We start from the raw sequence: 21,833 nt of genomic DNA, 5'->3' as shown, positions 1-21,833 counted from the left end.
GTTGTTTTTTCGATTAAAGAGTTTACACTCTAATGCTGATTATACCGGAGTAAAGTAGCCGCTTTATTCCGGTTTTTTGTTTATTATGATGTATCCATGCAATAAAAATTAAATGTGAATAATTATCTTGTCCTTTGTTCTATAAAGCATGTGTCGCCGGCAATATTGTAACTGATATAACCCGCCACCTGTGTAATAATCTCCATCACCTCCTCAAGGGGAGCATCTTCCCTGAACCTGAAAGTATATTTATCGTTACCGAACTGCTCTTCATGATATACAAACTGACAGGGGTATTTTCTCTTTAACACGGTAATTATCTCGCCAAGGGTAGTACCCTTGAAAATGATCTCGCCCCGTTGCCATGCCGTCACATCCTCTATATCGGGATTGTTGATATATGACGATTTCGATATTTTATTGTACACCAGCTGTTGGTCCGGCGAGAGGACGGTACACATTTCCAGGTTGTTGTAGGTTGCCTCCACACTTCCAGAGAGCAACGTCACCCTCACCAGCGAGTCGCCGGGATAAGCAAGAAGATCGAATTCGGTTCCCAGCACGGTCACCTGAAAATCATTAGACTTCACCACAAAAGGCCTCTTCTTGTCCCCCTTCACCTTAAAGTTAGCCTCACCCGATAGATACACGCTCCTGCTCCTGCCGGTAAACTTCTCCGGATAAATAAGCAGGCTTCCCGAGTTGAGATGCACCTCACTGCCGTCGGGCAGCACCAGTCGCTCCGTAACGGCAACAGCTGAATATTGCTCTAACAGCCCTGCATAAGAGCCACCACTTTTTTCACGATAGACAGTATATATTGCGGAGATAGAGATCAGCAAAAGTACAGCAGCCGCCGTCTGCCAAACCCTCAGCCGCCTTAGTCGTGGCACCCTCTCCTTTAGGCCGGCTTTTCTCACGAAAGCCCTCCACGATTCGCGTGCACCTGCATCGGTAGCGCTACCGGAATTATCCCACATCTCCCTAAGCACCCGATCTTTCTCCACCGAATGCTCCTCATCGGCAAGCCAACGGAAAAAAGCCCGCTTCCCCGCATCGGAGAACTCCCCGGCAGTAAAAAATTCAATTATCCGTTTAAAATAATCCATTCACCTCTGTTTTATCTTCTTAATAGATTATTCAAGTTTCGCATTTTAAGTATTCAACTAAATATTCGACTGACAATGTTTTAATTTATATATGCGAAACTTGAGTAGATTATATACTGTTGTCAAGCCAGGGGCAATGGAGGGAAAAGGCCCTTTCACCACGGCTTTCTGTATATAGTACGGATAAAACAGGGGTACTACTTAAAGGAAAAGTAACAAAAATGCAAAAATTAACTTTTTTTTCAGTTCCGATAACGCCAGGTAAATGTGATGCTCCACGGTCCGGACCGAAAGGCCCAGCTCTTCAGCAATCTGCCGGTTGCTCATCCCGGCAAAGCGGCTCATCTCGAATATTCTCCGCCGCTGTGCCGGCATCTGCTCCAGTGACAACCTTATAATCAGCCCCGTCTCCTTGTAATAGATGTCCGGCAGTGTAGAGCCGGCCACTGCTGCTTCAGGAAGGCCTGCATCATAAAAGGCGTCGGTGGCATGGCCCGGTTCGCTGTATCTCTGCCTTATTAAATCGATAACTTTGTTCTTCGTCATCTTGTAAAGGTAGCTGTCCAAGGCTTTAGGGTTGTCGCTCCACAACCCGGGTGTTTTCCACAGTTTCAGAAATATCTCCTGCGCTATATCCTCCGCGTCGTGTTCCGATTTCAGCAGTTTCCATGCGAAATTCTTCACCTTGGGAAAGTGACACATAAAAAACTCTTCAAACTTACGTTCAAGGAGTTTCTCTATCTTATCAGCAGAAGTCTGGTCCATGTAATATATTGGCCGGTAGCAGTCTACCGGAGTGAGGTTAAAAGAGAGTGATCTCCGTCTGCCGGCGGAGCGGGGAAGGTTACTTTTTACTTTTTTTCTTCCCGCCTTTGTTGCCATAGCCATAGCCATAGCCATAGCCGTATCCATAGCCGTAACCCCTGTGAAATTCGGTTACATCGTTTATCACCAGCAACATGTTCTTCAGCTTCTTTGTCTCCATCAGGCTATTTGCGAAACGGAGGTTCCCCTTGCTTGAGTAGTCCGCACGGCACACATATACCGTTGCATCAGAAACACGGCTAATTATCAGCGTATCGGTCACCTGGCTCGAGGGAGCCGAGTCGATAAAAATATAGTCGAACTCCTCTCTCAGCTTCTCTATCGCCCTGTCAAGCGTGGGGCGCGAGAGCAGCTCCGCCGGGTTGGGCGGTATCGGCCCCGAAGGAAGTACATATAGATTCGGATGCACTCCCGACGGCACAACCAAGCTGTCTATATCTTTCTCAAAGCCCGAAAGGTAGCTTGTAAGCCCGTTGTTTGTCTCCAAGTTCATATACTCCTTCAGCCGCGGGATACGCAGGTCCATACCTATCAGCAGCACCCTCTTGTCAAGCAGGGCCGTGCTGATAGACATGTTGAGCGCAACAAACGTTTTTCCTTCGCCCGCCACGGTAGAGGTAAACACCACCACCTTATTGTCCGAACCCAACGTCAGCAACAGGTTTGTGCGCGACATGCGGAACGCCTCGTCGATGGGTCGCGTCTCATTCTCCAGCACCGCTATATTTTCATTCTCCTCATGTTTCGGTATCTCGCCCAGCACCGGCACCTTCGATATCCTGTCAACATCGGCGCGGGTACGAATCTTATACTGCAGTATATCCATCAGATAGATAATCCCCGCCGGTATCAGCAAGCCCAGCAGCAGCGCCGCCAGCAACACAATCATTGGCCTTGGGGCCACCTGTCCGGCCGAGATCGCCTCATCGAGCACCTTAGCCCTGTTTGCCGTGGCTGCCAGCGCCAGTGCGTTCTCTTCCCTTTTCTGCAGCAGCATAAGGAAGAGGCTCGCCTTTATCTGCTGTTCTCGCGACAGCTCCATGAACTCACGCTCCTGGGTCGGCACGCTCCCAATACGTCCCCCGTAGATATTCGCCTGGTTGTGGGCATCGCGCCGCTGTATACTCAGCCCCCTCTGCACACTGCTTATGGAGGAGTTGATATTCTGTCTCAACCCCGAGATCTGCTCGTCCAGCTTCCTCATGGCAGGGTTATCCTCCGTCATGCTCTGCGAGAGCCGCTCCCTCTCCAACACCAGTCGGTTATATTCGCTGGCAGTAGCGGCCAGCGTGGGATCCTCCACCCCCACGTTCGTGGGAATGGTCTTGTTTAGGTTCGCGGGATTGTTTATATACTCGTTCAGCGAGTTCACCACGTTCAGCTGCGTCTCCACCTGCACCAGCTCCTGCTCATATCGACTTCCCATCTGCATGTTCCGCTGCAGGTCCACCTGCAGGTCGGTCATCCCCCGGCTCCGTTTATAGTCCTCCACATCTCTCTCCGCCTCCGTAAGCTCCTCGTTGATGATCGCTATGCGCTCGTTGATAAATGTGTGAGTGTTAAACGCCTCCATCTTGTTATCCTCGATGGTCTCGTTGTTATATACCTCCACCAGCATATTAAGAAAATCCTTACCCTTTTCAGTATAGGGAGTCTTTATTGAGAGGTCGAGCACCGATGCCTGTCTCGACGCCTGTTGCACCGACAGGTTTCCCCTGTATTCCCTTATCACCGCTTCGGGATGCTGAATAACCACGTTCACGGGCTTGTCACCTGCCTCCACCCCGGGCCTGCGGGTGAAGCTGATATCCCCCTGCGGGGTATTCAGCAATGCCGGCAGCGAACTGAAAACGGTATCTGTCTGTAGCCCTTCAAACAGCCCCGACACCTTCACCGTTCCCTCCCCGTTCATCTGCATGGTAAACTCAATATTACTTTTCAGTTCATCAAGCCTGCTCTGCTCCATGCTCACTACCACCGGGCTCATCTTATAAAGGTCGGAACTCTTTATCCGCCCCTCCACTATATATGATGTATGCAGGCTAAGCCTGTTTATCACGTTTCGTATCATTGATCGGCTCTGCAGCACGTATATCTCGTTCTCCAGGTTGCTCACTGCCCCCAGCCCGCTCAGCTGCAGCCCCTCCATGACGCCCATCGAAGGTTCAAACCGCTGGTTCTTTGCCTCTTTCAGAATAATGCTTGAGACGATGTTATATACCGGAGTAGTATATCTCAAATACAAAAAAACAAACACTAACGCTATAGCTATACCCGCGACAAACCATTTCCAGTAACGCACAAAACGCAGCACTATCTCCATAACGGAGATAGTCTCCTCGCTGTTCTCACCAACAAATGCATCACCGGGTATAACGTTTTTTGAATCGGTCATTCTGTTTAAAGTTGATTATTAAGAAACGGTTATAGTTATTTGAAGATGTTTATCAGCAATCCTGCAACCGATATCAGGATAGATGTTGCCGACAGCCATATGCCTGTTGCGCTGCCAATCTCCGAGTTTTTAGCTTTCGTCTTGTTAGGCTCTACGTACACCACGTCGTTCTGTTGCAGGTAGTAGTATGGCGAGAAGATTATATCCCTGTCGTTCAGGTCCATCAATATCACGTTCTTGTTCCCCTGCGCATCTTCGCGAATTATCTTTACGTTGTCGCGGCGCCCCCATATGGTCATATCTCCCGCCATTGCCAGCGCCTCAAAAATATTCACCTTCTCGTTGCTAATGGTAAACGTGTTGGGGCGTGCCACCTCACCTATCACCGAGATCTTGTAGTTTACAAAGCTTACCGTCACCACCGGCGGCTCTTTCAGGTACCTCCCCAGCAGGCTGGTAATCTTCATCTCTGCCTCCCGCTTGGTCAGCCCGCTCAGTGTAATCATTCCTACTACCGGGAAGTTAATCTGTCCGCTGTTATCCACAAGATAAGCCTGCAGCTGCGGTTGCGAAGTAGTGGTCAATCCTGTCGACCTGCCCGGCACGGTAAGGTTAAACGCCTGCACCGCTTCGGGATCGGTAGCCGAAACTGTTATGGTAAGCAGATCTTTCGGCATGATACGGGCATCGTAAAGAGGTGTGGTTTGCATATATCCGGTCATATCGTCCTCCCCGGCTCCCTGTATATAGGCCACTTTTTTGGCTCCGGTACAACCGGAGAGCCAGGTTAAAGCCACTATAACCTGGAAAAGCAGCAACATCTTTCGCATAATGTAATCTGTTAAGTTAATTTTTTCACACGCAAAAGTAGCATTTTTAGCTTAAATAACCATCCCGTTAACAATGGAAAACGCTGTTTTTATGTTTTTTTGCAGAAAAACTCCTCAACCATATCATCAACACCTGCCAAGGGAGAAACAACTAACGCGATTATCAGATTAAAAAATAACAATCCCATATTTCATATTGCAAAACCAATATTCCAAATCTAAAAATAGTATCTTTGCACATTCATGCTAACAAAATCTTTACAAAAAATCATGCTGTCAAAATCCCCCCCGAAAACAGACAAAAGATGGCTGGCCGTCTATGTGAAGATGCACCACGAGAAGCGGGTGCGCGACCGGCTTACGGATCTGGGAATTGAGAATTTCCTGCCGATACAGATCGAGGTACGCCAGTGGAGCGACCGCAAAAAGCGTGTAGAGCGGGTACTTATTCCCATGATGATCTTCGTTCGTGTTGATATGGTAGAGCAGCACACTGTCATCACCCAACCCTCGGTGCTTCGTTACTTAGTGCTCAGGGGTGAGCACTCCCCCACCGAGATACCCAAAGAGCAGATGGACCGTTTCCGTTTTATGCTCGATTGCTCCGACAGCCCGGTATCGTTCAACACCAACACTCTAAAGCCCGGGGAAACGGTGCGTGTCATCAAGGGCCCCCTTGCCGGCCTCGAGGGCGAGCTGGTAACCGTCAACGGCAGGTCGAACATCGCCATCCGCATCAACCAGCTTGGCTGCGCCGTGGTGGAGATGAGCGCTTCCATGGTAGAAAACAACAAGTCTTTACAGTAACTATCGTGTCTTATAAGCTGTTTTAGCAAAGCTATTTATTTATCAGATAGTCTGTGAGCCGGTAACAGATAACAAAACATTGTCAGTTATAATATTCAGCTATTTTTGCAACACTCACGAAAGTTCAATAACACAAAAGTTCAATCACACGAAATATAAACAACAAAAATGAAAAGAAAGATTACCATTTTTACGCTGCTGATACCTCTCTTTTTAGCAGCTCAGGAGATTAAAATTGAAAATGGCCCCTACCTCCAGAACGTCACTGAGAATGAAGCCACAATAATCTGGACAACTAACAACACCGCCGTATCATGGGTTGAAGTGGCGCCCGGGGGAAACGACAGTTTTTACGCTGAAGAGCGCGATAAATATTACGAAACGTCACATGGCAGCAGGGTCGCCGGAACCCTTCACCGAGTCACCGTCAACAACCTGAAGCCTGGCACAACATACCGTTACCGCATCTTCTCGAAAGAGGTACTCTCTTACAAAGGTCACAGAGTCATTTACGGCAATATAGCCTCATCCAATGTCTATAGCAGAAAGCCCTACACTTTTACCACTCTCAACCGGGAGAAAGAGAAGATATCATTCAAGGTGGTAAACGACATTCACGGCAAGAACGACAACCTCGCCCGCATGCTCGGCAGAAGCACAAAGGAGAATACCGATATAGTTTTCTTTAACGGCGACATGGTATCTATTCTGGAGAATGAAAGTGATATATTCACAGGATTCATGGACAAATCGGTTGAACTGTTTGCATCAGAGGTACCCGTGTTCCTGGCCCGGGGTAACCACGAGACAAGAGGCCGTGCCGGTGTCACTCTCTATAACTACTTCCCCACAGGTAGCGGCAGATTCTACTACTCCCTACGGCATGGGCCAGTCCATTTCCTTATTTTAGACGGAGGAGAAGACAAGCCCGATTCCGATATCGAATATTCCGAGCTGGCGCGGTTCGACTCCTACAGGTCGGAAGAACAAAAATGGATTGAAGAGCAGGTAAACGATCCTCTTTTCCTGTCGGCCCCATTCAGGGTAGTAATCATGCATATACCCCCCACAGGTTCCTCCTGGCACGGCACAAAAGATGTTGCAGCCAAGCTCCTTCCTGCCCTCAACCGGGCAAAGATAGATATCATGCTTTGCGGCCACACCCATAGCTACAAATATATTCCAAAGGGAGAGCAGCAGGAGATTACTTTTCCCGTGCTAATAAATGATGATGAAACATACCTCGACATTGAATCCACACAAAATAAAATGTCGATACTGATAAAGGATATGTCAGGTAAAACAGTCACCACTCATATCATCAGCAAGTAAATTGTTATTGCATTTTTCACAGTCCCGGGCACTCCCCCCTTCCCGGCTGTGAACTTATAAATAAATTTGGATAAGGCCTATAGGATTGTATTCTTTTTTTGTGTAGTTTTGCAGACCGAATTGTTAGCTCAGCTGGTTTAGAGCGCTGCCTTGACAGGGCAGAGGTCGCCGGTTCGAATCCGGCACAATTCACCCTGACTGCTGTCACTGCTTAGCCGGTTTAAATGCTTAGCCGGTTTAAATCAAGTTATCCAAAATTTTCCATTTATTGCTTATTACACCCCCGGAATTTCAGTTACACCCTGAAAGAGCTTACCAAAGTTTTCCCCTTATTGGTTATTACCCCCCCCGCTGGTGGCATTACAACACACTTTTGCAGCGGTTCCTTTTGCAGCGGTTTCACCCGTCCCTCGATGGTATGGCGGTGGTATGAAGCCAACATAGGTGCTACTCGCGTGCATCAGTATGCACAACGGTAATCCATAAGAGAGTAGCTTCTCCTGTACGTTGCTTGAGAGATAATTGAACACAATTTTAATAAATAACGGCAAATTACTTTTAGGAAGAAATTCTAAATTAGGGGAAGTTAAGGGAAATTAGAGGAAAATTTCCCCTAATTACAAAATATGTTCTATATTTGTGCTTTAAAATAGAAGAATATGATTGAAAAACCGCCAATTTTAGAAAAAGATAAATTCAACGAAGTTATGGAGATACTTGTCAATCCCAACTTCAACACTCTATTTAATAAGATAGATAAAGAATATCTTTATTGGGATAGGCTAAAGTATCATGTTCCTGCTGATGTTAATCCAACAGCGTTCTGGCACGCTGTTAAAACTAAAAGAAATTTAACAGCAAAAACTGTTACATTTGGCAAAACTAAATTTAAGTTCTCCGTAACCGACAAGATGCAGGAGATGTTGCATACCTTAGACCTCAATCTTGGTGGAAGTCTCGGTACTCAGGGAATCATACCGGAAAAGGACAAGAGGTTTTATCTGGTAAATTCCATTATGGAAGAAGCAATTGCTTCAAGTCAGATGGAAGGGGCCTCAACTACCCGAAAGGTTGCAAAAGATATGTTAAGAAAACAGCTCAAGCCACAAAACAAGGGGCAACAGATGATTTCAAACAACTATGTCACAATCCGGTATTTGGTTGAAAATAAGTCCAAGACCTTTTCGGTTGAACAACTAAAAGAGATACAACGCTTAATTACACACAACACCCTTTCTAATAGCGAATATGAAGGTAGTTTACGTACATCCGATGATGTGATGGTTGTCAACAGTATTACCGGTGATGTGGCTCATACACCTCCTACTTACAAGGAGATTAATAAATGGCTAAACGATCTATGTAATTTTGCAAATAAAGATGATGATGAATTTTTCATACATCCAATAATAAAAGGTATAATAATTCATTTTATGCTTTCGTATATACATCCGTTTGTAGATGGAAACGGCCGTACAGCACGTTCTCTGGTGTATTGGTATATGATAAAAAAAGGATATTGGCTAACCGAATATCTATCAATTTCCAGAATAATTTACCGAAGTAAGAAAAAATATGAAACAGCATTTCTTTATACCGAAAATGACGAAAACGACCTCTCATATTTTATACAGTATAATTTAGAGACAATGCAAAAAGCTTTTGATGAGCTGAAAATATACCTACAGAGAAAAATTAGCGAACAAAACGACTTGCTCTATTTCAAAGAAATCTCAGTAATAAACGAACGTCAGGCGCAGATCCTAAAAACGCTTACAGAGAAACCAAAAACTATTTTTACTGCCAAAGAGCTCACAACCATATTCAACGTGTCAAGTAAAACTACCCGAAAAGATCTGCAACATCTTGTTTCGTTAGGTCTTATGCAAGAGATAAATATTAACCAAAGACAAATTGGTTATATAAGAACAGATAATTTCGAATACAGATTAAGGGAAGTTAGGGGAAATTAGAGGAAAATTTCCCCTAACTTTGGAATATCTCACAAGTCTTTATTAACTTATAATTTTATTACATAATACTTTTCTTCATGAACTCGTTTATTACCACTCCGTTACATAAGGAGCGACTTGCTTCTCTCGACATTTTAAGGGGTTTCGATCTGTTTATGCTGGTTTTCTTTCAGCCGGTATTTGTGGCTTTTGCAAAACATTGGAGCGATATTCCGCTTTTCTCCTTTCTGCTCAATCAATTTAATCATGTTAGTTGGGAGGGGTTTGCAACGTGGGACCTGGTAATGCCGCTATTTCTCTTTATGGTGGGTGCTGCAATGCCTTTTTCTTTTGATAAATATATCCACAGCAATGATAAATCGGCTATTTACAAGAAGATAGCACGCCGTTTCGTTATCCTTTTCATACTGGGTATGGTTGTGCAGGGAAATCTTCTCAGTCTCGATTTAAAGGAGATTCGTATCTACACCAATACATTGCAGGCAATTGCAGTGGGTTATCTTATTGCGGCTATGCTGATTTTGCATCTTTCAAAACGTTGGCAAATTATTATCACACTTTTGCTGCTGATAACTTATTGGGGGCTGCTTACGTTTTTGGGTGACTTCACACCTGATGGCAATTTTGCAGAGAAGGTAGATCGTGCTGTTTTGGGAAGAGTAAGGGATGGTGTTTATTATACCGAAGATGGCTTGTGGCATTTCTCAAACCGTTATAGATACACATGGGTGTTAACCAGTCTGGTATTTGGTGTAACAACCATGATGGGGGTGTTTGCGGGACAAATAATGAAGAGTGGTAAAGATAAGCTCAACAACAGTAAATTGCTTCTTGCAGTAGGCGCTGCTCTGTTGTTATCAGGATGGCTGCTTAGCTTCCAAACACCCATCATCAAACAGATTTGGACGGCAAGCATGACCTTATGGTCGGGTGGCTTGTGTTTCCTGCTGATGGGGCTGTTTTATTATCTTGTCGACTACAAGGATTGGTCTAAAGGTCTCAACTGGCTTAAAATTTATGGCATGAACTCAATCATTGCCTATACCCTGGGGATGGTTGTCAACTTCAGAAGCATTGCCAACTCGTTGTTGTGGGGATTAGAAAAATATGTTGGCGATTATTACGGCGCAATCTTAACCTTTGCCAATTTCACGATTCTGTTTCTAATACTCAATTTGATGTATAGAATGAGGGTTTTTGTGAAGATATAATCACCAATAAACTTTTTTTCTGAAACTTTATTGTGAATAAGAGAAAATGACATTTAAATAACTAACAAAACAAAACCGCCGCAAGTAATTTTCTGCGGCGGTTAAAAGTTTTTACTAAACAAACAATCAATCATTAAAAATGTGCCTTATTGCCAAGCGGGGCAATAACATTTTAAGCACACTCAACTACAGGCAGCGCGAAGCCATCTATCTGCGCTAAATACATGATTCCGACAACAATGAGATTACCAAACTGCTAAAAATTTCAGTACATTGAAGTCGCAAGCTCGTTTCTAAAGCTATGCACACACTGAGAGAGAAGTTTGGGGTGGTGTTGTTGTGAGGGGTAGTGAGAATAATCAAAACACTGGTTGATATTCTCTTTTAAATTCGCTGAGAGTGAGATTAGATAAAGAGGCCGCTTTAGACATAGATATTTGATCTTCTATTAATGCTCTGAACAGAAGCTGCTCAAATCGATTGCTTTCTTCTATTCCTTGATATTCTACTGGTTCATCAATCTTCCAATTCATTTGATTAATTAAGAAGAAAAACTGCCTAGTATAACTGTCGTTAATTATTTTACATTCGTTAGCACGCATTACAATTGCTTGCATAGATATGCCATATTGCTTTTTGATATTGGCCAGTTCCAAATAGGAGAGCTTGTTGCGATGTGCACCGAGTTCTGCTTTAATAGTCTCTTCCGGTAGCAACATCGCTCCCGAAAACTGATGACATAAAGTCTCCTTTTGTTTATACGTAATCTCTCCAAACTTTAATAACATATGAGCAAGTTCATGGAGAAGAGTAAAACGAATTCTGTCAGGTTTGTTTGCTAATCTGACATTATAGGCAATTACAGGAATGTTGCCATTAGCAAAGGCTTGTAACCCATCAAAATTTATAGAAACATCCAGTTTGACGATCTTGATATTTTTTTCTTCCAGTAGTTCAACGATATTATAAATAGGCCCCTTACCTAAGGACCATTTCTCCCTGATGATTTCTGCAGCTCTGTTTACCTGCTCATAAGATGTAATCTCCGGATAATTTTTCAGTGGATGTGCAAATTTATTTTCTAAGCCAATGATTTCTTCTAATTCTAAATAACGATTGAGATACTCTTTCGTTTTTTCTTGAATCATATCTGCCTCCTTTTTGGGCAGTTTATCCAATTTTCTGAATTCTATATCGTTGAGTTCTATTTTGGTAGTTCTAAAAAAAAAATCAGGAGTCACGTTCAAGATTTTACTTATCTTACTAATTTTTTCTGCGTCAGGAATAACTTCCCCTTTCTCGTATCGATGCAATGCTTGACGCGTTAATATATTGTCTAATGCATCAGCCAAATCCTGCAATGAAAATCCATTCATTAAACGCGCCGATTTAAAACGTTCTGCAAAAACTGCTTTTATTTCCATTGTTGTTTGATTGTAATTTCAATACAAAGAAAATAGATTTGGTTGACAAAAACAATAAATACATGACAATTTATTTTAATGCCAGTTGTTATGACAATATTTCAGTGTCATGAAAATAAAAATATAAGACTTATTGTCGTGTTTTATTGTAAAATTATATTGTTGACATTTAAAGTTGACACAATTAATTATTGGCATGTTAATTGTAAACCATCTAGTGAGAAATATATAAAGATTAATTGTTGTCCGGTAAAACCGGGTTTTTAATTTTTTGTCGCTATTTCAGGGGCTTTGCGCCCTGTTTTTTGTGAGTTTCTAAAAGTAAGCCCCCCTCTCATTGAGGAAAGAGCGAATATTGATCTGTTATACCAGTTTGACGAGCCTTTTGCTCTTCAATAAGCTCCTGCCAGGCTTTTTCAGGATTCTCAAAGAAACTTCTGGCATCGATGTAGCTCATCAAGTGCTGCCTGATGACAGAAACCATGTTTGAAAATGCCCATTTCCGCTTAACCTGGCTTTTGAGTATCATCAGTAGCAAGTTGACTAGCATAACGGACCAGATCTGTATGATAATGACATTTTCATTGTCTCCCAGAAAATATTTCAATTCGTCCTACCCCTTTTAGTATATTCTTGAACAACGTTATCGTGGTTGAATCCATGATGTAAAGACGCTTCATATCCTGTTTGCTCAAGCTGCTGTCCGCTAAAATTTGTACCTTTGCCCATGTTGGTTATCCTTTTTTGTGTTGTAACTGTAAAGGTAAACCTTCTGGGGGAATTACCGAAAGGGGTTCCCCTTCTTTGTAGCAAATATTTTTTAACGGACACCAGTTATCAATACTTCGGTAATTTTTTTAAAATAGTTGTTATATTTTGCTGAATATCAATAGATTATGACGCTTTCCGAAGATCTAACATAAATTATTGACTGTCAGTATTATAAATTAAGTTTTAACGAAGCATTAAGTGATATAAAATGAAATAAATTATCGCTATTATATGCTTTTAAATATAATTGTGTATCTCTCACCATTCATTCTGTAATATTATAATTTGGCTTATTACTCAATGTAATTATCATTTTACCCCCATTAACAACCTTAGCGTAATCTAAATGCACACTATTATATTCTTCTCCGTTAAGGTTTATTGACTCAATATAGATATTATCTTTACTATTATTCTGAGTCTCAATCACAAACGAATCGCCCTTATAGTAATCTTTGTTAAGCTCAATTGTAATTTTATCAAACAACGGGCTGCCAATCTGGAATGAAGGATCAATTTCTGTTAACCCCTTCACATCAAACAGACCCAGTGCTGCCATTACATACCATGCACCCAGCTGACCCTGGTCTTCGTCCTGACCAAATCCATAACCGTGAATACCTTCAGTGCCATAAAACTCATCACAAATTGCTCTTACCCATTTTTGAGACAGCCATGGCTTTTCTGAAAAATTAAACAACCACGAAATATGCAGGTTAGGCTGATTCCCATGATTATACATAGTATGCAGTCCCGCGAAAGCATCAATCGTTTCACCACCGCCAAATATATTCTCGCTGGAAATCTCAAATGATTGATCAAGTCTCTCATTAAACTCATCCACACCCACAAGTGAAATTAATTCATCAATTTGATGAGGTACATAATAGGTATACTGAACTGCATTCCCTTCCTGAAAACCAATCCAGGGAGCAAGAGAATCAAAATCCTCTAAAAACTTGCCATCTTCATCCTTTGGACGAATAAGTTTTGTTTCAGAATCAAAAAGATGTTTCCAGCCGTTAGATAATTCCATTAACTTATTGTAATCATCAGTCTTACCCAAGTGCTTAGCAAATTGCGCAACCGCAAAACTACTAAAAGCATACTCCATAGTGTGCGAAGCAGAGAATCCCGATCCCTGGGGTGTACTTTGCATATGATAATTCTTGCTATAGGGAGAATAGCCATACTTAACAAAAAGTCCAACATCCAATTTACCTGCTCCTTCCGGCCTGTTATCACCGGATATTTCATTTTTTAAAGCTGCCTCATATCCTGTTTCAACATCAAAATTCCTTATCCCTACGTTATACGCAGCTGCAATGGCAAGACTCACAAAATTTGTTCCAACACCCGAAACATACCTGCTGTTAGCAATTCCATCACCCAGCCAACCGGCATCTTTATATACAAGCAGTTGACTCTGTATCCAGTCGGCATAATATTCCGGATAAGCCAGACTCCATAACTGTGTTAAATTCCAAAATGCTCCCCAAATAGCATCTGTATTGTAGTGCTTAAACAGAGGTACTCCATGGTCATCAAGAGGAATCTGTCCTACTCCACCATCATTTTTCGGATAAGCTCCATTTATATCACTCGCTACACCCCTGCCAAGCAGTGCATGATAAAGTCCCGTGTAAAATTTAGTGATATCTTCATCTGTTCCGCCTTCTACTTTAATTCTCCCTAAATAGCCGTTCCACATTGATACAGCATTCTCCCTTGCTTTATCAAAAGAGATCTCTTTAGCTTCACTTTCAAGGTTAAGTCGTGCATTCTCTACCGATGTATAGGAGAGGCCTACTTTAATATTGATACTACTACCCTCCTCTGTTTTATATATTAAATAGAGACCGGCTCCAATGCCCTCTTCGTTACGTGAACCCGGTTTAACATCACCTTTTATGAAAGTTCCCCATGCATCAGGCTTCACGTCCGGAACAGCACTGAAATACATTGTCAGATCGGCATCTTCCTGATATTTTTTTATGTAAGCAGGAAATGTAGTAACAAAACCTTCTATTCGCCCATCTTCAGTATATGTTACCTGTGCATCTTTTACGGGACCACTTTCACCCTGCTGATTGCCAATATCAAAAATGATATTTGACTGTTCTGATTCAGGGAATGTATATCTGTGAAACGCAACTCGTTCTGTTGATGTAAGCTCTGCTTTAACACCATAATCCTTCAGTAAAACTGAATAATAGCCGGGTGTTGCAATCTCATCCTCTTTATTGAAGTTAGAACGATATCCGCTTTCCACATTATCCAGATCACCGGGAACTGTCTTTAATTCACCTACAGTAGGCATAAGAACAACCCCACCCACTTGAAACTCGTGGAAATTTGCAAATCCCTCTATGGATGTATGCCTGTAGTCATAACCAACTGCTTGCCAGCCGTCCGCATTTCCTAAATGTCCATCGGTTGATGGTGCGGGTTTAGCCATACCAAACGGTATAGCAGCTGGTGTGAAAAAGAACCACCGTGAATGAGCTGTACCAATCATTGGGTCCACCCACTCCGACGGACTTTTTGAAGAGTTATCAGAAGGGCTTTTAAACGGACTATTAGAAGTGGAACAGGAGGTTAAAATTATTAATATACTTAATGTTAGTATCGATATAGCTCTCATAAATCAGTCTTATTTAATTGTAATTTTATTCGTATTAACTCATATGACTTTATAAACAAAGTCAGTTATATTATTCATATCATCTTTCATAAACTCCTATTCCCCAGTCAGTATTTCTTTCGGGGCCCATTTCTAAAATAAGTTCACCACCTTTAAGCAGCTCAGAAGCAAGTAACCAGAATGTTTCAAGAGAAGTGTCATTTAACGTGGCACTCTGAATGTAATTGTTTACTCTCGATACACCACGAGCATCAATTACAAACTCTTTGCCACGCTCATAACGCTCTCCTAAATCAATTGTAATCTTTTCATAAAGAGGACTTGCAATCCCATATATGAGTCCACTTTAAATAGTGGCAATTTTAAGTTTAAAAAAGTAATTCGTTGATTTTTCATTTCCTATTTTTGAGAAGCAAGGAAGTAAAAAATCAAACACGATAAAAAGTTTCTCCCTTATGGAGGTCTTTATATAGCGAAAATCGGTTATTAAACCATTTTCATGCGCTCTTTGACTTATTGTTATCAGATAATTTCCAAGGCGGACATGGTTTATCCATAAACATCTGGCGAAAGTAAATAATTTGTGCCTGAGCAAACCTCTGTATCGTGTTTTGTTGTTCCTCGTATGGAAGCAATACTGAAAGATGGTTGCCTCCACGTTGTTTCTTTTCATCTGTTCCTGCCCGGGGATAGCCGCGAGTTCGTGTCTTAGTTCTGCAGTTGCTATCTGTTCGTTCGTAAAATACCGGTACTTGCTCTTGCCTGTGGTGGCAATCCTCCATTTATCCCCGGTTTTGTATGCAGGGATAATCTCTCCGGTTTCGATATGGGTGACAACCAGCTCACCCTCCTTCATCTCCAGGTCATATTTAGATTGTCTCCCTTGTAATCCGCTTGTTATAAGTTCAATTGAGTTCATATCGGCAAACTCCCTGTTACCAGGGGGATTGATAAGCACCATCGGCATAGACTTTCTCTATTATATCGGTGCTTACCTTCTCCTGGATGTTGGTAACGGCATCCTTCAGGTAGCCATTGTCTGCAGCACTTGCCGGTTTCACCTGAACGTTTACGATCAGGTTGGGTTTGTCCTTCTGTTCATCAGTGTCATCACAGGTCTCGGTGATGTTCACACTGTAGCCCTTTACCTTCTGGTCTCCTTTTTTTTCGATAATCGGCATCGGGGTCATTGTGGTTTTGAACGCTCCTGGCCGTGATGTCCTCTTTGGGACGAAGGATAGCCTGTCCCTTGACCACCTCGTATTGCTCGTGGAAGACACGGTGAAGAAGGTCGTAGCCGGTAGTGGTCTCTGCAAGGCGTTTAAGAACCTGATAAATGAGCCCACCCAGGGAAGAGATTTTCTCGCCGAGAGTTTCACTGTTTAAGCGGTAAACCATATTCTGAGCATCTTCTTCTAAAAAATAGAAGTACCTGTTTCCTGAGCCTGGGGTTCAAAAGAAGCATCCCCCTATCGCCCAGGTCCTTGATAAACCCGCGGAAAGTGTTGTGAATGATCTCGAAACGGGAGTACCAGGCGATGTTGCTGCCAATGAGCTTACTGTCCATACGGACAGATTTGCCGGATATCTTGAAGGTGGAGAGTTGGTCGCCAGTGAGCTGCTCGAAGCTCTTTTCCATCAGGTTTACACCATACCGGTTTTCGTATTCACAAATACGCCTTCTCAGTAAATAATAAGTATCGATAGAGGGTGCAACATCACTCAGGGAGACTAGACCCAGGGCTTTACGCACTAGGAGATCGAACTGGCATTTATCGAACAGATCTTCATCGCTACAGCCAAAACCCTCCTTGATGATGGACATTCCGATAATCACCCGTATGGAAGCATTGGGAGCGCCCATGTTACCCTGTTTGAAAAGGGGAGCAAATATGGTTTCGTCTATTTGGGAGGTGACGTTTGCATAAAACCGGTTGTGCCACGCCGCAGGATCATCATATTTTTTTGCCTCACGCTTACCCATTTGGGTGGAAGGTGTGGAAAACATGTCATATTGTGGATTTACAGATGTCTTCTTGAACATGATTTCTTCTCTTTTAGGTGATGCAAAATACGATTTTTTTATCTGATAACAAGGGATTTTCAGAGCGTTTTATCAACAAAAAACGGAAATAAAACAACAAAATTAAAGTCAGGGACTTTTTAAAGTGGACTCATATATTGGATTCGCACTTGCACCACCATCTGTTTGAAAAAGGCCAATTGCAGCCATAACAAACCAGGAGCTCAACTGACCCTGATCTTCATAACCTAGGTAAGCATTCGCTAATCCGGTTCCATAAAAATTATCAATTATAAAACGGCTCCATTTCTGAGTCAGCCATGGTCGGCTTGCCCAGTTAAACCGAAAAGCAAAATGTGGCGATTGCTGGTTTCCCAGAACCACAGTCCAATCGTCATAAGAATATTCTAAAATATTGGAAAAACGTTCATTTCGTATTAACGATTTTCTGCAGAGTTTATATTTAGCTGATTTTTTGCAAAGTTATATGCACCAATTGCAATAGCTTTACTTGTACCCAGTCTAGTTGTCATCACACCAACCTTTTTTGTTTGGTGATATACAACTGTTTTATTACTCTCTGGAATAGTTACTGTTTTTGAATCATCTTTCATAAAAAGCAACCTCTCTTTTTCATCTTCCAGATTATAAGCTTTCATTTGCATGCGGGGAAATATATCTCCTGCTGTGTTCTTCCTTACACTGTTCATCTCCCTGATCATAGAAGGCAGAATATATTTGGATGCCTTTGAAATGCCTCCTCCTACAACAACAATTCCATCTACAATATTAAGTGACTCAGAAATTGCAAATCCTGCAACCTCGCCAAGTCTTTCGAAACTTACAATAGCTGCATCCCTATCACCCTCTCTTTCACCCTCGGCTATCTCAAAAATATCTTTAGGAGTATATTCTGTATCATCTCCCGAAATCTCACGATACACTCGTTTAACCGCACGAATACTTACCCCCTCTTCAGCCAGAAGAAAATTATCAAGTTTATTTGCAGACAACCACACATCGCCACCGCAACCATTATCACCCCTCAATAATTTCCCGTCAATTACTACACCTCCGCCAAAACCTGTGCCAAGAGTCACAGCAAGTAAGTTTTTATACTGCTTTGGATTCCCTTTTACGGTCAGTTCACTGTTTAATTCGGGCAATGCACCGGCAATTGCTTCTCCGTAAGCGAAGAGATTGCCATCATTATTAATGAATACCGGTATATTGAATTTTTCTTCTAAATATGGACCTAACGCTACACCACCCCTGAATGCAGGAAAATTTGGAAGGTCTCCGATAACACCATTTTCATAATCGGCCGGACCGGGAAATGCAAAACTTATTGCTGAAGGATAGCTGTTCAGCCTATCTATAACTTTCTTAAAGGAGACAACCATGGAGTCCAGACACTTCTTGAGATCTGCTGGGAAGGCTTCAGAGCATATTGGCTCTACTGCCTCTTTGTTATCTACTATTGCAGAAAAAACAAAGCTTGTTCCTCCTGCATCCAGTGTTAATATTGCATTCTGTTTATTATCAGGCATTTTCTTTCAGTTTTTGAGTGAAAAGTAAGTTTAGAATTAAACAGGAAAGAAGCACCAAAAGCGAAGCAATCAGCCCAAATGCATCGTTCACAACTCCCTGCAATGGTAAAATAACAGCTCCTCCTGATACTCCCATTATCATGAGAGCAGAAATCCCATTTGAGCGATCGGTCAGTTTATTCAGAGCAAGTGAGAAAAGAATAGAAAAAACATTTGCACATGAAAGGCCTATCACAAAAATGGCTATCAAAATTGCCCACAAGTTACTACCAAAAATTAATGGAATAAATGAAAGCGTCGCTATAAGCAGAGACACTCTCAAGAACCTGAGAGGCCGGGTTTTTAAAAGTAGAAATGCTCCTAAAAAAGTTCCTATTGTTTTAGCTATAAAATAGACACTGCTGCCCAGTCCCGCCCTGCTAATTTCTAAATCGGCTCTGCTCATTAATAACTGGGGCGCGGATGTGTTAATACCCACATCCAGACCCACAATTAAAACTATACCCAGAAAACTATACAGTATATATCTGTTTTTCAACAGACTAATAACACTTCTAAAAGAGCTCTGCCGGTTAGTGTATCCAGTTTCATCGATCTTCGAAAAACTAAGAAGCAGAACTGACAAAAGAGAAATTATCGCGAATATCAGGAAAGTAAATCTCCAGTTTGCAAAATAGAGAGCTGTAAAGCCAACTATAATTGGTCCCAATAAAGAAGAGACCGATTTAATAAACTGCCCCGTAGTTAAAACACTTGCAGTTTTGTCATTATTAAACATAGATGCTACCAATGGGTTAAGCGACACCTGAAGAATAGTATTACTAATACCCAGTAAAGCAAAAGCCACCAGCACCCATGCAAAACTATAAATGATAAAAGGAATAACCATTGCAAATGTTGTAATAGAGAGAGAAATCAAAACAGTTTTCTTTCTGCCTACCTTACCCATCAGAATGCCGGCCGGAATCGAAAAAAGAGCAAACCAAAGGAAAACAATCATTGGCAGAGTATTTGCTAATGAGTTAGATAGATTAAAATCTATTTTAACGTAATTTGTTGCTATTCCCACAACATCAACAAAACCCATAATGAAAAAACCGAAAAAAACGGCTATCACCGGAGTCCACCCCTTTTTTGTTCTATTCTGATTCATATTAAAAACGTACACTTGCTTTAATGGTTATACACTCTTTGCCTTCCGACTCTCCATGAGGAGTTATAGTATACTCTTTAATATGAGCAGGCACTATAAACGCCTCAGCATAATGAACGATAAATGGTTCAAAGGCGTTAGTCGGACTCTCTACAATAATCTCTTTACCTTCCAGCAAAGTTAACACATTAACAGAATCTCCTGTAGTATGTCTCACCTGTTTAGTAAAAGTTTGTCTTCGTGTCTCAATAAACTCGTTTTTGTGAAGACCGGTCCGCTCTTCAATCCAGCCATCACCTCTTCCTGTCTCAACAAATTGATTCACCAGTTCTTTTTTCGCAAAATCTGCATCTCTCTCCCATCTGATTACCTTTTTCCCGCGATTCAGGTTAATGGGACGTGGTTTTCCATCTAACCCCAGTCTGTTCCAATCCCATAGTTTAAATGTAAACAGATTGGGGGTAGCACTAATTTCAAGAACCACAGAATTATCGCCCGAACAATGAATTGTTCCTGCCGGTATCAAAAAATGGTCATGCTTTTTAGCCGATAATATATTTATATACTTTTTCTCTTCAAAGATTACACCCTGGTTACTATTTGCCTTTTCCAGATCTGCAATCATCTCATCTCTGTCAATTCCATTCTTTAAACCTAAATATACCAGAGCATCATCCTTGGCATCTACCACATAATAGCTCTCATCCTGTGTGTATGGCAAACCGAAGTTATCTCTTGCATACTGAATTGTGGGATGCACCTGAAGACTTAAATTACCCCCTCCCATAGTATCAAGCAGGTCAAATCTTATCGGGAAACTATCGCCAAATCTCGACTCTACAGGATCACCTAATATCTCTCTTGTTTTAAGGAATATAAGATTTATTGAAGGCATCTCAAATAGTTCACCCTGAATATCAAAGAGTAAACTATTCTCTTCCGGCACACAATCAAAGCACCATCCATAGTTGCTGACCGATTTGTCTAAATCGCACACCTCTTTCATCCACTGACCACCCCATGGTGCAGGATCAAAAAATGGAACCACTCTAAAAGGAGAGTTTGCTGTTTTCTCTATTCCTTTATTAAATGTTTCACGATCAATTAATTTAGGCTTATCTTTAACTGTATCAAGCCAATAATCAACCTTGCTGAATAATTTCTTTTTATGATTGTCTAAAACAGGCCAGTCATTAAAATATCCTCTTTTGAATTGTATTGAAAAAGGTTCTTTATGATTATCCACACCCAACCCTGTTATCTCACTCTTTCTCATTCTTTGCTGAATTTCCCAACGTGGCATATCAGCATAAATTAAGATGTCAGGGTCAGCTACTAAAGTACTACCATAACCGAGAACAATAATATTACCTGTTTTTTCTGAAGATGCAATCTGTTCTCTAATCTTTTCCACTCGTGCATCATCAAGATAATCTTCCATTTTAAGATTACTGAGATACCCAAATAACTCATCATCCTTCATAAAATTTTGTGTCATCTCCATAACCTCATTCTCCGGCCTGAAATAATCACTTGAGTCTATGAAAAGAACATGTGGTATTTTCTTAAAGAAATTGAAAAGCTCATCTTTGTAAACACCATGATAGCTTTCAATGCAAATAATATTATTGTCAGCTTTAGAGATCAACTCATCAAATATATTGTTCCAACCACTTATAAGCACACCATCCTTAATGTTTGTGGCAGGTAATTTGTCGTAGTTACTTTTGTAATTTTGCATATGTTTAATCATTGTCATTATATGTATGAACATGCAAATGTAAAA

The 21,833-nt window shown here is 41.7% G+C and carries 19 protein-coding genes, 1 tRNA gene and 1 pseudogene; 5 read left to right on the top strand and 16 right to left on the bottom strand.

The genetic code is table 11. The annotated features are described in order from the left end of the window. Positions 1-122: 122 nt before the first annotated feature. From KDN43_RS11040 to KDN43_RS11025, 4 genes are all read right to left on the bottom strand, one after another. Positions 123-1,109 carry a FecR family protein gene (locus KDN43_RS11040; RefSeq protein WP_238866147.1) on the bottom strand — a complete coding sequence of 329 codons (987 nt, stop codon included), beginning with the start codon at positions 1,107-1,109 and terminating at the stop codon, positions 123-125. Between the two features lie 201 nt (positions 1,110-1,310). After that, the gene (locus KDN43_RS11035; protein ID WP_238866146.1) at positions 1,311-2,021 is read right to left on the bottom strand and encodes an RNA polymerase sigma-70 factor; all 711 of its coding nucleotides are present in this window, start codon (positions 2,019-2,021) and stop codon (positions 1,311-1,313) included. Further along, a complete protein-coding gene (locus KDN43_RS11030) occupies positions 1,954-4,329 on the bottom strand; it encodes a GumC family protein (protein WP_238866145.1) in 2,376 nt (791 codons plus the stop codon). The genes KDN43_RS11035 and KDN43_RS11030 overlap by 68 nt, the downstream gene beginning before the upstream one ends. Before the next feature lie 35 nt (positions 4,330-4,364). Further along, positions 4,365-5,159, bottom strand: a complete 795-nt coding sequence (locus KDN43_RS11025) for a polysaccharide biosynthesis/export family protein (protein WP_238866143.1) — start codon at positions 5,157-5,159, stop codon at positions 4,365-4,367. A gap of 243 nt (positions 5,160-5,402) precedes the next feature. Here KDN43_RS11025 and KDN43_RS11020 point away from each other — a divergent pair, with 243 nt between their 5' ends. The 5 genes from KDN43_RS11020 to KDN43_RS11000 all read left to right on the top strand — a co-directional run bounded on the left by KDN43_RS11020 (position 5,403) and on the right by KDN43_RS11000 (position 10,482). Beyond that, positions 5,403-5,966 carry a UpxY family transcription antiterminator gene (locus KDN43_RS11020; RefSeq protein WP_407681767.1) on the top strand — a complete coding sequence of 188 codons (564 nt, stop codon included), beginning with the start codon at positions 5,403-5,405 and terminating at the stop codon, positions 5,964-5,966. A 168-nt stretch (positions 5,967-6,134) separates the two neighbouring features. Further along, entirely contained in the window at positions 6,135-7,298 is a 1,164-nt protein-coding gene (locus tag KDN43_RS11015; protein WP_238866142.1) for an FN3 domain-containing metallophosphoesterase family protein, read from the top strand. 117 nt (positions 7,299-7,415) lie between these two features. Continuing rightward, positions 7,416-7,490 (top strand) — tRNA-Val (locus KDN43_RS11010). A 467-nt stretch (positions 7,491-7,957) separates the two neighbouring features. Next, on the top strand, positions 7,958-9,271 hold the full coding sequence (locus KDN43_RS11005; protein WP_238866140.1) for a Fic family protein: 1,314 nt from the start codon (positions 7,958-7,960) through the stop codon (positions 9,269-9,271). A gap of 77 nt (positions 9,272-9,348) precedes the next feature. Further along, the gene (locus KDN43_RS11000) at positions 9,349-10,482 is read left to right on the top strand and encodes an acyltransferase family protein (RefSeq protein ID WP_238866139.1); all 1,134 of its coding nucleotides are present in this window, start codon (positions 9,349-9,351) and stop codon (positions 10,480-10,482) included. A 359-nt stretch (positions 10,483-10,841) separates the two neighbouring features. Here the strand turns inward: KDN43_RS11000 and KDN43_RS10995 are convergent, their stop codons facing one another. The 12 genes and pseudogenes from KDN43_RS10995 to KDN43_RS10940 all read right to left on the bottom strand — a co-directional run bounded on the left by KDN43_RS10995 (position 10,842) and on the right by KDN43_RS10940 (position 21,788). Continuing rightward, positions 10,842-11,906: a helix-turn-helix domain-containing protein gene (locus KDN43_RS10995; RefSeq protein ID WP_238866137.1), complete on the bottom strand. Its 1,065-nt coding sequence runs from the start codon at positions 11,904-11,906 to the stop codon at positions 10,842-10,844. Positions 11,907-12,240: 334 nt separating this feature from the next. Next, entirely contained in the window at positions 12,241-12,435 is a 195-nt protein-coding gene (locus KDN43_RS10990) for a hypothetical protein (protein ID WP_238866135.1), read from the bottom strand. A gap of 507 nt (positions 12,436-12,942) precedes the next feature. Then, entirely contained in the window at positions 12,943-15,321 is a 2,379-nt protein-coding gene (locus tag KDN43_RS10985) for a GH92 family glycosyl hydrolase (protein ID WP_238866133.1), read from the bottom strand. Between the two features lie 79 nt (positions 15,322-15,400). Next, the gene (locus KDN43_RS10980; protein ID WP_256448736.1) at positions 15,401-15,649 is read right to left on the bottom strand and encodes a glycoside hydrolase domain-containing protein; all 249 of its coding nucleotides are present in this window, start codon (positions 15,647-15,649) and stop codon (positions 15,401-15,403) included. Between the two features lie 18 nt (positions 15,650-15,667). Beyond that, positions 15,668-16,282 (bottom strand): hypothetical protein, encoded by a 615-nt coding sequence (locus KDN43_RS10975; protein ID WP_238866130.1) that lies wholly within the window; start codon positions 16,280-16,282, stop codon positions 15,668-15,670. Continuing rightward, positions 16,257-16,454, bottom strand: coding sequence for a hypothetical protein (locus tag KDN43_RS10970; RefSeq protein WP_238866128.1), 198 nt, complete (start codon positions 16,452-16,454; stop codon positions 16,257-16,259). Before KDN43_RS10970 ends, KDN43_RS10975 begins: the two co-directional genes overlap by 26 nt. Next, positions 16,432-16,719 (bottom strand): hypothetical protein, encoded by a 288-nt coding sequence (locus KDN43_RS10965; RefSeq protein ID WP_238866127.1) that lies wholly within the window; start codon positions 16,717-16,719, stop codon positions 16,432-16,434. Before KDN43_RS10965 ends, KDN43_RS10970 begins: the two co-directional genes overlap by 23 nt. After that, complete coding sequence (locus tag KDN43_RS10960) at positions 16,697-17,365, bottom strand: transposase (RefSeq protein WP_238865744.1); 669 nt, start codon at positions 17,363-17,365, stop codon at positions 16,697-16,699. The genes KDN43_RS10965 and KDN43_RS10960 overlap by 23 nt, the downstream gene beginning before the upstream one ends. Positions 17,366-17,494: 129 nt before the next feature. After that, positions 17,495-17,743 (bottom strand): annotated as a pseudogene (locus KDN43_RS10955) (glycoside hydrolase domain-containing protein); the annotation flags it as partial. Positions 17,744-17,781: 38 nt separating this feature from the next. Next, complete coding sequence (locus tag KDN43_RS10950; protein ID WP_238866126.1) at positions 17,782-18,894, bottom strand: ROK family protein; 1,113 nt, start codon at positions 18,892-18,894, stop codon at positions 17,782-17,784. After that, entirely contained in the window at positions 18,887-20,047 is a 1,161-nt protein-coding gene (locus KDN43_RS10945) for an MFS transporter (protein ID WP_238866125.1), read from the bottom strand. Before KDN43_RS10945 ends, KDN43_RS10950 begins: the two co-directional genes overlap by 8 nt. 1 nt (position 20,048) lies before the next feature. Further along, positions 20,049-21,788, bottom strand: a complete 1,740-nt coding sequence (locus KDN43_RS10940; RefSeq protein ID WP_407681766.1) for a class I mannose-6-phosphate isomerase — start codon at positions 21,786-21,788, stop codon at positions 20,049-20,051. Positions 21,789-21,833: the final 45 nt, after the last annotated feature.

Origin of the sequence: Proteiniphilum propionicum (assembly GCF_022267555.1) — a bacterium.
In the GTDB taxonomy this organism is placed as follows: domain Bacteria; phylum Bacteroidota; class Bacteroidia; order Bacteroidales; family Dysgonomonadaceae; genus Proteiniphilum; species Proteiniphilum propionicum.
The sequence above is the reverse complement of the archived record's forward strand: the minus strand, read 5'-3'. Positions and strand labels throughout refer to the sequence as shown.

Coding starts and splice junctions, on each gene's coding strand:
- KDN43_RS11040 (WP_238866147.1), bottom strand. CDS start 1,109: ATGGATTATTTTAAACGGATAATTGAATTTTTTACTGCCGGGGAGTTC.
- KDN43_RS11035 (WP_238866146.1), bottom strand. CDS start 2,021: ATGGATACGGCTATGGCTATGGCTATGGCTATGGCAACAAAGGCGGGA.
- KDN43_RS11030 (WP_238866145.1), bottom strand. CDS start 4,329: ATGACCGATTCAAAAAACGTTATACCCGGTGATGCATTTGTTGGTGAG.
- KDN43_RS11025 (WP_238866143.1), bottom strand. CDS start 5,159: ATGCGAAAGATGTTGCTGCTTTTCCAGGTTATAGTGGCTTTAACCTGG.
- KDN43_RS11020 (WP_407681767.1), top strand. CDS start 5,403: ATGCTAACAAAATCTTTACAAAAAATCATGCTGTCAAAATCCCCCCCG.
- KDN43_RS11015 (WP_238866142.1), top strand. CDS start 6,135: ATGAAAAGAAAGATTACCATTTTTACGCTGCTGATACCTCTCTTTTTA.
- KDN43_RS11005 (WP_238866140.1), top strand. CDS start 7,958: ATGATTGAAAAACCGCCAATTTTAGAAAAAGATAAATTCAACGAAGTT.
- KDN43_RS11000 (WP_238866139.1), top strand. CDS start 9,349: ATGAACTCGTTTATTACCACTCCGTTACATAAGGAGCGACTTGCTTCT.
- KDN43_RS10995 (WP_238866137.1), bottom strand. CDS start 11,906: ATGGAAATAAAAGCAGTTTTTGCAGAACGTTTTAAATCGGCGCGTTTA.
- KDN43_RS10990 (WP_238866135.1), bottom strand. CDS start 12,435: ATGATACTCAAAAGCCAGGTTAAGCGGAAATGGGCATTTTCAAACATG.
- KDN43_RS10985 (WP_238866133.1), bottom strand. CDS start 15,321: ATGAGAGCTATATCGATACTAACATTAAGTATATTAATAATTTTAACC.
- KDN43_RS10975 (WP_238866130.1), bottom strand. CDS start 16,282: ATGGTGCTTATCAATCCCCCTGGTAACAGGGAGTTTGCCGATATGAAC.
- KDN43_RS10965 (WP_238866127.1), bottom strand. CDS start 16,719: ATGGTTTACCGCTTAAACAGTGAAACTCTCGGCGAGAAAATCTCTTCC.
- KDN43_RS10960 (WP_238865744.1), bottom strand. CDS start 17,365: ATGTTCAAGAAGACATCTGTAAATCCACAATATGACATGTTTTCCACA.
- KDN43_RS10950 (WP_238866126.1), bottom strand. CDS start 18,894: ATGCCTGATAATAAACAGAATGCAATATTAACACTGGATGCAGGAGGA.
- KDN43_RS10945 (WP_238866125.1), bottom strand. CDS start 20,047: ATGAATCAGAATAGAACAAAAAAGGGGTGGACTCCGGTGATAGCCGTT.
- KDN43_RS10940 (WP_407681766.1), bottom strand. CDS start 21,788: ATGCAAAATTACAAAAGTAACTACGACAAATTACCTGCCACAAACATT.